The 12,982-nt window shown below is 42.3% G+C and carries 9 protein-coding genes; 5 read left to right on the top strand and 4 right to left on the bottom strand.

The features are described 5' to 3' along the window. Positions 1 to 4: 4 nt before the first annotated feature. The gene (locus tag EGM47_RS11785) at positions 5 to 1,045 is read right to left on the bottom strand and encodes a GntR family transcriptional regulator (protein WP_124981024.1); all 1,041 of its coding nucleotides are present in this window, start codon (positions 1,043 to 1,045) and stop codon (positions 5 to 7) included. A gap of 214 nt (positions 1,046 to 1,259) precedes the next feature. On the opposite strand from EGM47_RS11785, the gene EGM47_RS11780 reads away from it, so the two are divergent. The 5 genes from EGM47_RS11780 to EGM47_RS11760 all read left to right on the top strand — a co-directional run bounded on the left by EGM47_RS11780 (position 1,260) and on the right by EGM47_RS11760 (position 8,814). Beyond that, positions 1,260 to 3,365 carry a bifunctional aldolase/short-chain dehydrogenase gene (locus tag EGM47_RS11780; RefSeq protein WP_206052165.1) on the top strand — a complete coding sequence of 702 codons (2,106 nt, stop codon included), beginning with the start codon at positions 1,260 to 1,262 and terminating at the stop codon, positions 3,363 to 3,365. Between the two features lie 184 nt (positions 3,366 to 3,549). After that, positions 3,550 to 4,830: a sugar isomerase gene (locus EGM47_RS11775; RefSeq protein WP_124981023.1), complete on the top strand. Its 1,281-nt coding sequence runs from the start codon at positions 3,550 to 3,552 to the stop codon at positions 4,828 to 4,830. Positions 4,831 to 4,840: 10 nt separating this feature from the next. Further along, the gene (locus EGM47_RS11770) at positions 4,841 to 6,214 is read left to right on the top strand and encodes an FGGY-family carbohydrate kinase (protein WP_124981022.1); all 1,374 of its coding nucleotides are present in this window, start codon (positions 4,841 to 4,843) and stop codon (positions 6,212 to 6,214) included. A gap of 6 nt (positions 6,215 to 6,220) precedes the next feature. Further along, a complete protein-coding gene (locus EGM47_RS11765) occupies positions 6,221 to 7,369 on the top strand; it encodes an alpha-hydroxy acid oxidase (protein WP_124981021.1) in 1,149 nt (382 codons plus the stop codon). Positions 7,370 to 7,395: 26 nt separating this feature from the next. Then, positions 7,396 to 8,814, top strand: coding sequence for a purine-cytosine permease family protein (locus EGM47_RS11760; RefSeq protein ID WP_124981020.1), 1,419 nt, complete (start codon positions 7,396 to 7,398; stop codon positions 8,812 to 8,814). Positions 8,815 to 9,009: 195 nt separating this feature from the next. On the opposite strand, the gene EGM47_RS11755 is transcribed toward EGM47_RS11760, so the two are convergent. The 3 genes from EGM47_RS11755 to EGM47_RS11745 all read right to left on the bottom strand — a co-directional run bounded on the left by EGM47_RS11755 (position 9,010) and on the right by EGM47_RS11745 (position 12,779). Further along, positions 9,010 to 9,204 (bottom strand): hypothetical protein, encoded by a 195-nt coding sequence (locus tag EGM47_RS11755; RefSeq protein ID WP_124981019.1) that lies wholly within the window; start codon positions 9,202 to 9,204, stop codon positions 9,010 to 9,012. Between the two features lie 153 nt (positions 9,205 to 9,357). Beyond that, positions 9,358 to 11,085: a tail fiber domain-containing protein gene (locus EGM47_RS11750; protein ID WP_124981018.1), complete on the bottom strand. Its 1,728-nt coding sequence runs from the start codon at positions 11,083 to 11,085 to the stop codon at positions 9,358 to 9,360. A 461-nt stretch (positions 11,086 to 11,546) separates the two neighbouring features. Further along, positions 11,547 to 12,779 carry an NAD(P)-dependent oxidoreductase gene (locus EGM47_RS11745; RefSeq protein ID WP_124981017.1) on the bottom strand — a complete coding sequence of 411 codons (1,233 nt, stop codon included), beginning with the start codon at positions 12,777 to 12,779 and terminating at the stop codon, positions 11,547 to 11,549. Positions 12,780 to 12,982 lie beyond the last annotated feature (203 nt).

The raw sequence follows: 12,982 nt of genomic DNA, 5'->3' as shown, positions 1-12,982 counted from the left end.
GCTATTACAGCGAATGACGATCGATAAAGTTGAAAGGTACCTTAAACTGGCCTTTGTCTTTTTCCAGTATCATTTTGGCCGCTTTTTCTCCCATGATTTGAAAATCTGTTGACACTACAGTGATGCCTAAAAGCTCCTTCAGCGGCGTGTCGTTATAGGAGATAATGCCCACATCCTTTCCTAATTTGAGTTTTTCTTCACGAGCTCTTTTCACCAAAGTCACGAGATCGGATTCTTCAATGGTGAGAAATAGATCGCCTTTTTTGATGATCATATCTTCCGGCACTTCTTCTAGTGTTTCTAAATCAATATCATGTTCAAAACAAAACCTGCGTATCCCGTGCAGGATTCTTTTTGGGTAGGGGTACACCGTTTTGGTCGGATAAAATAAGATGAGGTTTTTATAGCGATCTATTTTTGGGAACGCCTCATTGAGGGCGTGATAAATATCTTTATCATAATCTTGAAAAATCTCGATACTTCCTCTGATCATGCCTTCCTTGAGATTGTCTAATATGACAAGTTTATCTTTGGGAATCTCCTGTAGTGCTTGTTTGACCGCATCAGTATAGCTCACATGAGTGGTCTTGTTCATATTGAAATGCGGCATGATCACAAAATAATCGTAAGCCGATTTATTTTTGGCAATAAGGTTCAAGAATAGCGACTCATCACAATGGTAGATCCTGAGGTCTGTATGACAATTGTGGCCTATGTTATTCACAAACGAATTATAGATGCGCAGTTTATAGGAACTTAATTTGTTGACCAGAAAAAGTATGTTGACCTTGGAAATAAGTTTTGTACGACTCACGTAAAATCCTTTTCCCTTGATCGAGGTGATAATGTTGCGCTGCTTGAGAATGTTGTAAGCTTTTTCAACCGTATCTCTGGAGAGATAAAACTCTTCACTAAATTTATTGATAGATGGAATACGTTGATCAATTGTCAAATTCCCATTCGAGATATTCTCAATGATAGAATTGACGATCTGTTGGTATTTGGGTATTCTGGAATTCTCATCTATAGTTATAAATTCAAACATAAAGGCGCTATTTTTTTTCAAAGTATGCGACGTAAAAATAACAAACTATACCTCAACTCGATTCTAGCAAATTATTATTTATTGACCGCCATTATTAATAAACCATAATTAATTTGAACCGATTTCTGTGAAAAATATGAACCATGACGGTATAGAACAGGATAGCAAAGCTTAATTCTTCATTTACATTCGTATAAATCTTTTTAATTCTTGTATGGAAACTATTAAAAAAACATTTAAGTACGTAGACTATTTATGGGATCAGGAAAAGGCTGATGCACTTGGAGATGACCAGGTAGCTTTGTTCCTGTACCGTTCCAATATATTGGGTGCAGATTTGAGAATTACGAATTATGGAGGAGGAAATACCAGCTGCAAAACCATAGAAAAAGATCCATTGACCAATGAAGAGGTAGAGGTGATGTGGGTGAAGGGCTCAGGTGGGGATATCGGGACTTTGGATAGAGCAGGAATAGCAGGTTTGTATACAAGCAGATTAAGAGACCTTAAGAAAGTTTATCAAGGAAAACACGATGAAGATCGCATGGTAGGTCTGTTTAATCATTGTATTTATGACTTGGATAGTAAAGCTCCGTCCATTGATACGCCATTACACGGACTTTTGCCTTTTGCACATATTGATCACCTGCATCCGGATGCCTTAATAGCTGTGGCTGCAGCAAAAGACAGCGAGCAAGTAACCAAAGAAATTTGGGGTGATACCATGGGTTGGGTACCTTGGCAAAAACCAGGTTTTGACTTGGGGCTACAACTTGAAAAGTGTCTTGCTGATAATCCAGGCATCAGAGGTATAGTCCTGGGTAGTCATGGACTTTTTACTTGGGGTGATACTTCGTATGAGTCGTATATGAATAGCTTGGAAGTCATAGAAATGGCTTCGGAATACATCGAGAAAAAAATCAAAGAGAATGGAGAAGTCTTCGGCGGCGAGAAAGTTCAAAGTCTTCCGAAAGAGGAACGCCGAGAAAAGGCTGCCCAACTCATGCCGCTTTTAAGAGGACTTTGCTCTTCAGAAAAGCGTATGATTGGACATTTTTCTGATACAGATGTCGTGATGCAATATATCAACAGCCATGATTTAGAACGTCTGGCACCTATGGGTACATCTTGTCCTGACCATTTCTTGCGTACCAAGATCCAACCATTGGTACTGTCATTGGATAAAAATGAAGACCTTTCGGATACGGAGGCGATCAGAAAAAAACTAGAACCGGCTTTTGAGGCTTATCGTCAGGAATACATTGATTACTACAATAATTGTAAAAGAGAGGATAGCCCTGCGATCAGAGATGCTAATCCAGTCATTATCATTTACCCAGGGGTAGGTATGTTCAGTTTTGCAAAAAACAAACAAACCACTAGAGTGGCCAATGAGTTCTACATTAATGCCATTAATGTAATGCGCGGTGCAGAGGCCATTAGTGCTTATACATCTTTACCGCGTCAGGAAGCTTTTGATATTGAATACTGGTTGTTGGAAGAGGCGAAACTTCAAAGAATGCCAAAAGAAAAACCACTTTCCAGAAAAGTTGCCCTGATCACCGGAGCAGGAGGTGGTATAGGAAAAGCGATCGCAGATAAACTAGCTGCCGAAGGTGCTAATGTGGTGCTAACAGATATCAATGAGGACAGCCTTATCGAGGCGCAGGCTACCTTTAAAAGAGATGTTTCTACCTATGCTGTAGGCGATATTACTGATAGTGCTTCCATAGCCTCAGCTTATAAAAAGGCTTGCCTTGAGTTTGGAGGTGTAGATATTGTAGTACATAGTGCAGGTTTGGCCATTTCAAAATCACTGGAAGATACCACTGACAAAGACTGGAACATTCTACAGAATATTCTTGTCAAAGGTCAATTTGAGTTGGCTCAACAAGCCGTGGCCATTATGCGTACACAAGATCTGGGAGGAGACTTTATTTCCATTGCCAGTAAAAACGGACTGGTAGCAGGGCCTAATAACGTTGCCTATGGTACCGCCAAAGCAGCTCAGCAGCACATGGTAAGATTGCTGGCAGCAGAACTTGGTAAGGATAAGATCAGGGTAAACACGGTCAATCCAGATGGAGTTATCGTAGGTAGCAAAATTTGGGAAGGTGCCTGGGCCGAAGGTAGAGCCAAAGCCAATGGGATTACCGTCGAGGAACTTCCAGCTTTTTATGCCAAAAGAAACTTATTAAATGAAATCATCAGACCAGAAGATATTGCCAATGGCGTATTTTCATTGGTAGGTATCCTGGATAAATCTACAGGGAATATCATCAATGTAGATGGTGGAATGGCAACTGCATTTGTCAGGTAGAACATTGTCAGTGCAGCTTTTGCAGCAATATTGTTGGAAATAACGCAGATGAGCGTTCATGTTTCGCTTTCGCGAAAGCTTAAGTTTGCATGTCAACTTTCATCTGTGTTATGCCGACAACAGCACCAGACCATTTATCAGGTGCCGATGAATTACTTTTAAAAAAGCTTACAATATTACTTTTATGAAGATTACGTCAGAACATATTCATGACCAGAACAAGCAGTATCAGGCCGATCATGATAAACAATATAATTTTTTAGCCGATCAGCTCACCGCAAAAGGTCATGACACCGATCAAATACTCAATAGGCTCTCAGAGTTTCAAGTGGCAGTGCCCAGCTGGGCTCTTGGGGCAGGCGGAACACGATTCGGTCGTTTTTCCTTTTATGGAGAACCTTCGAGTCTAGAACAAAAAATTGATGATGTGGGTGTATTGCATGCACTGACCCAAACTGCCGGAGCCGTTTCATTGCATATTCCATGGGATATTCCTTCTGACTACAATGCGATTAAAGAAAAGGCAGCTGCCCTGGATATTAAATTTGATGCAGTCAATTCAAATACTTTCCAGGATCAAGAGGGCGCCACTCAAAGTTATAAATATGGCTCCCTGAGCAACACCGCTCAAGCAGTCAGAGAGCAGGCCATCCAGCACAATATCGATGTAATCAACATCGGAAACAAGTTGGGTTCCAAAAGTCTCACGGTCTGGTTGGCTGATGGTGCCAGTTTTCCTGGTCAGCACAACTTTCAAACTGCGCTGAAGCATACCCAAGATAGCTTGAAGACGATTTACAAATCTTTACCAGATGATTGGAAATTGCTCATCGAATACAAACCATACGAACCCAACTTTTATTCTACAGTGATTCAAGATTGGGGGACGTCATTTATGCTGGCCAACGAATGCGGTGAAAAGGCTTTTTCACTAGTAGATTTAGGACACCATTTACCTAATTCCAATATTGAGCAAATTGTGTCAACCTTGATGTTCAAAGGTAAATTGGGAGGTTTTCACTTTAACGACAGCAAATATGGTGATGACGATTTAACCGTTGGCAGTATTAAACCATACGCCTTATTCCTCATTTTTAACGAGTTGGTGTACGGAATGGCTCATAACCCGCAAAACCCGGAACTGGCTTGGATGATTGATGCCAGTCACAATATCAAAGATCCGCTGGAAGATCTTATACAATCGCTGGAAGCCATTCAAGAGGCTTACGCCAAGGCACTTTTAGTAGATCAACAGGAACTTAAAGCCGCACAGATGGATCACGATGTGGTCAAGTGTCAGGAAATATTGCAGCAAGCTTACAGAACAGATGTCCGGCCTTTACTCGCTGCCGCAAGATTAAAAACTGGTGGAGCTATTCATCCGATTGAAAGCTATCGTTCGCTCGCAGTGAGGTCTACCTTGATCAAGGAGCGAGGCAAACATACCACAGCTACTGGACTGTAAAAATCAATTCATGAAGCAAAAAGTAACCGCTGTATTTGATATAGGTAAGACCAATAAGAAATTTTTTCTTTTTGATAGTGAGTATCAAGAAGTCTATCGAGAATATTCCTCTTTTGATCCCATCAAAGATGAAGATGGACATCCTACTGAAGACTTACAGGCGCTACAAAAATGGTTGAAAGATTTGTTTCATCGCCTGTTGAAAAATGAAAAGTATTTGATCAAGGCGATCAATTTCTCCACTTACGGTGCCAGCTTTGTTCATTTGGACGAGGATGGTGAAATTCTGACACCGCTCTATAATTACACCAAGGAAATTGATCCTGCCATCGAAGAAGAGTTTTATAAAAAATACGGGCCTGTATCTGAGCTAGAGCGAACTTCGGGTGCTCCCAGAGCTGGTTTGTTGAACTCGGGATTACAGCTCTATTGGCTTAAATACCGAAAACCAGAGGTATTTAATAAAATTAAGTACTCACTTCACCTTCCTCAATACTTGAGTTACGTGTTTACCGGGATACCACTTAGTGAATATACCAGTATAGGTTGTCATACGTCTTTATGGAATTATGAGACCAAGGATTATCAGAATTGGGTATATCAAGAAGAGATGCATCGCATACTTCCACCCATTGTTTCTACAGAAACCAGTATCAACATGAACTATAATGGTACCAGAATCAAAATAGGTGTGGGTATTCACGATAGTTCTTCAGCGTTGTTGCCTTACGTAAGAAGCGTCAAAAAGCCGTTTGTCCTGGTGTCTACTGGTACCTGGTCTGTATCGCTCAACCCTTTTTCGCAGCAACCATTATCAGATGATGAGGCGAGCGAAGGATGTATCAATTATATGCGGATCAACGGTAAACCTGTCAAATCATCAAGATTATTTTTGGGCAATGAGTACAAACTCCAGATCCAAGAGCTTGCCAATAAATTTAATGTCGCCAAAGATTATCATAAGCAGGTGATGTTTGATCATGAGATCTATTACAACATCATCCAAAATTTTGAACACAAATTCAAATGGAAATCTATCGCAGCCGAAACAATGCCGGCCTCGACTGATTTGGACTTTAAGAACTTTGAGTATGGCTATCATCAATTAATGATTGAATTGGTCAAGTTACAGGTGAAGCATATTGAAAAATTGAGAAAAGATCAAGATATCACTCGATTGTACGTGGACGGTGGTTTTACGGATAATGATCTATTTGTAAAGCTCTTATCTCATTATTTAAGAGATATGAAACTACGCACCACCAAGGCGTCGCTGGGTTCAGCCTTAGGAGCTGCTATTGCCATTTCTGACTCCAAATTAAACTCAAAATTTTTGAAGAAGAATTATTCGCTTAAAAAGCATGTTCCGGTCATCATCAAATAAACCTCTATGTCTCTGAAAATAAATCCCAAATATCCCTCAGTTACCGATTTAAGAAAGAAGGCAAAAGATAAAATTCCAAAATTTGCTTTTGAATATTTAGATGGTGGCTGCAACGACGATGTTAACTTACATAGAAATACAGCAGAATTGCGAGAGGTGCAACTCCAGCCCAATTACTTGCGCGCTCACGGTGGATCATCGCTGAAGACCCATCTATTTGGGGTGGAATATGATGCCCCATTTGGTATCGCTCCAGTAGGTTTGCAAGGTCTGATGTGGCCTAATGCGGCAGAAATTCTTGCCAAAGCAGCCCATCAACACAACATCCCATTTGTGTTGAGTACGGTGACCACAACCAGTATAGAACGAGCAGCAGAACTTACAGATGGAAAGGCCTGGTTCCAACTATATCATCCTACAGAAGACCGATTAAGGGATGACATCATCAACAGAGCAGCCGCGGCTGAGTGCCCGGTTCTAGTGATCTTGTGCGACGTTCCTACTTTTGGGTTCAGACCACGTGACATCAGAAATGGTCTGGCCATGCCGCCCAAAATGAATTTGAAGAACATCCTCCAGGTATTCGGTCGGCCTCATTGGGGAATTGAAACCTTAAAACACGGGATTCCCAGCTTTGCGAATCTTGAAAAATATATGCCCAAAGGTTTGGACTTGAGCCAACTCGGTAAATTTATGGACGATACCTTTACTGGTAGGCTCAATGCTGAGAAAATTAAGCCGATCAGGGATATGTGGAAAGGTAAATTAGTGCTTAAAGGTGTGGCTTCCCATGAAGATACAGAACAAGCTATACAATTGGGCTTGGATGGTATTATCGTTTCCAACCACGGAGGCCGTCAATTAGATGCCGGTCAATCTTCCATTAAACCACTTACTTCTATTGCAGATAAATATGGCGACCAAATCGAAGTAATGATGGATAGTGGTCTGCGGTCTGGGCCTGACATCGCCAGATCACTTGCTTCTGGAGCCAGCTTTACCTTCTTGGGGCGCTCTTTTATGTACGGTGTTTCTGCCTTAGGTAAGGAAGGTGGTGACCATACGATCGCTTTACTTAAAAACGAATTGCAACAAGTTATGGAACAACTTTGTTGCGAACGCGTGCAGGATTTTCCTGATCATTTAATTCGATAATTTTAGCCTAATCAATCAACTGAGCTATGACGCAATACAATATAGAAGAAGAAATTGAACAGATCGCTGGAGGCGAATTTGAAAGAGAACCAGTGCCACCTTCAAAATGGAAAGGTTGGAAAAGCTTCTTGGGCATGTATGCGGGCGAGCATGCTGCTGGAACTGAGTTCATGATCGGCCCTTTGTTTCTTACGGCTGGCGTCAGTGCGTTTGACCTGATCGTCGGACTTCTGATTGGTAACCTTCTGGCGGTGTTGAGCTGGAGGTTCTTGACGGCCGAGATTGCGGTTAAAAATCGACTTACACTATACTTTCAGCTGGAAAAGATATGTGGTAAAAAATTAGTTACGGCCTATAACCTGGCCAACGGTATCCTATTTTGCTTTCTCGCTGGATCCATGATCACGGTCTCTGCTACCGCAGTTGGAATCCCATTTGACATGGAAATGCCTAAACTATCGGATACCATGCCCAACGGACCTACCTGGGTGATCATCGTCATTGCTATCGGGGCTGTGATCTCCTTGATCGCTTCCAAAGGTTATGAAACGGTTTCCAAAGCGGCCAACTGGATGTCTCCAGTGATCGTTCTGGCTTTTGTGGCTTGTGGTGTGGTGGCCTTGAATCAATTAAATGTGACCAGCCTTTCAGAGTTTTGGGATATTTGGGGTGAAGGTTCTGAGCCCTTTCCTGGTCAGATAAAATTTACTTTTTGGCACGTAGTGATCTGGTCGTGGTTTGCTAACGGGGCCATGCATATCGGAATGTCTGACTTATCCGTCTTTAGATTCGCCAAAAAAGCAAGTTCGGGCTGGACAACCGCAGCTGGAATGTACGTAGGTCATTATATGGCTTGGATCGCTGCGGCTTTGTTGTACGCAGTATATTTAAAAACTCCGGAAGCCATGACCTTTCTCAGCAATGGAGAGGCGCCACCGGTAGCTCCAGGACCATTGGCCAATAATGCCATCGGTTTATTCGGTATTATCGCCGTTGTGCTGGCTGGTTGGACTACGGCAAATCCCACTATCTATCGCGCTGGACTGGCCTTTCAAGCCATCATCCCTAAAGCCTCTACCTTTTGGGTGACCATCATTGCGGGTACGGTGGCCACCATAGCGGGTCTATTTCCAGCCTTTGCTATGAAATTACTAGGTTTTGTGGCCTTATATGGATTTATTCTTGCACCAGTAGGAGCAGTCATCGTCTTTGAACATTTTTTGGCCGAACGATTCGGGATTATCAAAAACTTTGCTTCGGTAGCTGGTTTGAAGATCAATGTGGCCGTATTGTTGGCCTGGGCGATTAGTTTTGGATTGTTTTACTTTATTTCGATCCAATTTGAAGTGTTCTTGTCTTTTGTCACTTTACCAGCATGGATCTTGAGTGGGATATTGTTCTTGATCTTTAGCAAGTACCTACAACGCAAAGTGGTAGTAAAATAAAAGTGTAATGCCTGCCCATGTGGCGAGCGTACATTAATTATCGCACTTTATCTTGTGCTGATGTGGCATTTTCGCTAGAGCGAAAAGATTACCGTATTTCTTTACCTCAAAGTTGAGATCGATTCTTTCTTTGCGCAAGTTGCCCATTTGCGGTACATCTAAGGTTAGAGAATGAGGAATCTATCATCGGAAAGCTCAGGCTGAAGGTCCATCATGGTCAATTTTATCAATGATCGACCACTCAGATAGCTGGGTAAGTTGGAGATCACCAAAGATCGTCAGCTTTGGTCGCCATGGGTAGTGTGAAAGTCTGATGAATCCGAAATTGATGGGTAACTCATGTGAATCGGCAGCTACAATTCCGTTGGTGTGATCAAGAGGAAATTTCAACCTATGCGAATAGCATCATGAGCAGCTTGGTACCCGAGTTGGTGGAGTTGTGAGGTTTATAGATAAGGAAAAAGGCTGACAAGAATTCAACCCAACTTAAGCATGGTTGAAACTGGCAGCCCTTATTGGGAATTGTAAACAATATTGTTTAGATCAATTGGTTTTCAGCAACTTTTTGATATTCTCAATTTCGTTTTTGAGACTTTTCAATTCTTCTTTTAACGCCTCTGTCTCAGCATTTTTTGCTTCTAGTTGGGCCTGCTGTTGCTGCACTGCTCGGGTAAGGATAGGAATCAACGAATTATAATCCACGCCCAGCAGCTGATCTTCTCTGGTGGTCGTGGTTACGATCTCGGGTAAGATTTTTTGTAGTTCTTGAGCGATAAATCCGTATTCCTGACGGTCATAGGAATCTTCTTCGATTGATCGTTTTTTCTCGTAAAATACAGGTCGTAATTCCATGACCTTTTCCAACATATCATCAATCTCTACCACATTCTTTTTTAACCTACGGTCTGAGGTCAACAAAGTACCCGCGGCAGTGACCGTTCCAACAAAGATCCCATTCCCATCTACATCTAATTCTGCCGTCGGGGCAGTGGTCTTATTGATAGCAACAAATCCATTGGAACCATTTATGCTGATTGAATTACGTGCTACTCCTAATACATCGATATTGATATTACCTGAACCTCTATTGAGGATGGCAAAATTACTGTTCTCGCCTGGATTGCGCAGTAGTCGCGATTTAAAGTCGGTATTTCCAGTATCAGAAGAATGAAAGTCAATAAAGATGGGACGATCTCCAGTGGCCCTTTGTCCTAACTCCATATTACCACCAGTGGACAGTCCACCTTCATTTTGAATGGTACCGTTATACAGGACATTCATTAGTCTGCTGGTACCATCGGTATTATCTGCCCGAAAATAGAAGGCTGAGTTGCCCGGAGTAACACTCGCAGCATTAGAATTCATATCAAAGTAAACACTCTGGTCACCATCTTTATGAATCCGCAACCCATTCTCTCCGGCAGATGGAACTCCAGAGACAAAAATGTTATTCTGAAATAGACCATTCCCATTGACATCCAACTCCTGGGTCGGGTCAACAGTATTGATACCTACAAATCCGTCGCTACCATCAACCAGTAATGAAACACCTACCACATTGCCCGTGTCAAATTGAAGATTACCAGTTCCAGTATTGTTCAGGATAAAATCACCATTTCCATTATTACTCATTTCAAGATTCCCATCGGTACCAGCACCTCTGATAATTCGCGCATGGCGATCTACCGTGGCAGGCAAACCAGCCGAATGGAAATCAATCAGGCTGGCTCGATCTCCAGTTCCTAGTTGGTTCAATTCTAAATTACCACTGCTATTGATATTTCCGCCGACACTCAATCGCTGGGTGGGATCTTCAATACCAATCCCCATATTTCCTGCATCTTCTACAACTATGGCATTGGCTGCCGTTCTGGCGACTCCGGCTGAAGTATTGGTCAGCTCGACCCGATTATCGGTGGTATTATTGCTCCATTTACTTTTTTCAGCATCGATGGTCAGGGTTTGCCATAGACTTCCATCAAAGAAATAATATCCGACTGTATTGATAAGGCCGGTAGCTACATCTGCGGTACCTGTAATATCATCCACAAAAACAATCGTACCAGCTTGATCCATGGTATAAGCTGCGTTTTTTGCGACCAGATCGGCTCTACTTATTCGAGGTGGGATGATGCCGTCAGCCAGCGTGAGATCTGTTGGGTCACCCACAACGTCAAGACTGGCAGCTGGTGTTAGTGTATTAATTCCTACTTGTGCCTGAGTACTTATTCCTGTAACTAATAGAATAAGTAATAGTAAATTTCTGATCATGATACTGTAGAACTAAATTATCGGTTTGTTGTACTGAAAACCTTAGGTGTTAATTTTTTCTTAATGAAAAATACAAGTAAATTCATGTATCACTATCCTGTAGTATCCTGAATTCTATCGGCATGGTGTTGGGGGTAACTGATGCAAAGATTGTTTTGTACTGCATCGTATTGATATTTAGTTGAGTAGAAAAAAATATTGATGTTTCGCTTTCGCGAAAGCGGTAACAAAAATCCACCGGTAATGGCCTTAAGTGATTCGACAAATGGTTAATTTATGGTAGCTGGAAATAACTCGATCTGGTGTCGGGTTTAGGGGAGGAAACTGACCTCCGGTAACGACTAAACTACTTCACCCCAATAGCAAAATTAAGATAGGGAATGGTCCAGCCAATTGAGGTCATGTCCATTCGAAATCCTGATAATGGCAGCATTTCAACGCGTATAAAAGTCAGACAGTGGTTAGAACTTGGTTTGCTTTCCGTACACAAAGTCATGTAAGTAAGCAAAGCCTTCGGTTAATTTACCATCGCTAGTCGTCATCTGTGCGCGTTCCAAGACCCCATTTTTATCTTGATTAAAAAATGCTGGAATCACGTGTTTAGAAAACATTTCTCCAAAACCTTCACTGGCATCTTTGGGGAGTTCGCAAGGCAAGTTATCCACCGCCATAACAGTGATTGCTCCAGGACTGGTATAATCCACTTCTTGTTCAGATTGTGGGTCATATCCGTAAATCGGGTCGGCGATGGTACTGGGGCGAATGGTAGAGGCGATCGGTCCGTCTATATCACAACTGACATCGGCCACCAGGTTGATATGGAAGTTGTCCTGTTTGGCATCTTCCCGGGTAAACAAATAAGGCGCATTGTTACCATAGAAATGTCCGGTGATGAGCATATCGGTTACTTTGGCAAACCTCATAAAATCACTCTGTAAGAGCTCTGGATTATTGTAACATTCAGTTTTGGTAGGTCGATAGCCATCTTTGCGGATATAATAATCCGTTACATCGATTTGGGTAAAAACAGTTTGTGTATTGTTGAATTGGCCCAGTTGAAGGTATTCTTTGGGGCGCAATTCGTGAATTCCCAGCACCTCCAAAATTTCGCGGATACCGCCAGCCACTTTTCCAATACCAGTCATACAGATATTGATTGGTGGGAGCAGGGGTTTGATGGCTTTGAGTTCGTTTTTCAGGGCTTTGTAATCTGCCAGGCTTTCTACTTTGGGGAGTTCAAAAAGTTTATCCCTCAATCCCAGGGCGCGGAAACCATTATAAGCGCCAACGATGCCCGCGTATCTCCCAAAACCGATCAGTCTGGCCCCATTTTTCTTGACAATCGTCTCATGGTCGTACAGCTCAATCTTTTTGTCCAGAATCGCCCGTAGGAGTTCGCGGTTATAAGGTTGTTCCTTGATGGTATGCGAAAAGAAAAAGTATTTTTTATGGGGAATCAGGTGTTCGATGGGGACCTCCTTAACGCCAATCATCACATCGGCATCGCTGATATCCTCTTTCACCTCGATATTATGTTGTGCATATTGCTCATCAGAAAAAATGCGGATAGGGGAGGATTCAACGACAAACTCCGCTTTCGCGAAAGCGGAACGCAGATGAGCCAATTGCTCTGGGCTAAACACGACCCTGCGATCCGGCGGATTTTTTCTTTCTCTGATGATGGCAAATTTCATGCTGCTAGATTTAGGCAGCAAGATACTAAAACAGCTCCAAAAGGCGTAAGAAGTTGTGTTTTCAACCTACAGACGCAAGCAGAAGCCTGTGGAAACAATAAAAGGTCAATTGGGGCGAATGGAGTAGGAGTAGGTATGCGCGATCATGCCAGGTTAAGGCAGTAGGCCAGGGCAGGGAAGAGGCGGTGGAATAAGTAGGTTTT

The organism is Nonlabens xiamenensis (assembly GCF_003865345.1).
Lineage (GTDB): Bacteria > Bacteroidota > Bacteroidia > Flavobacteriales > Flavobacteriaceae > Nonlabens > Nonlabens xiamenensis.
This window is presented reverse-complemented; position numbering and strand designations above follow the sequence as displayed.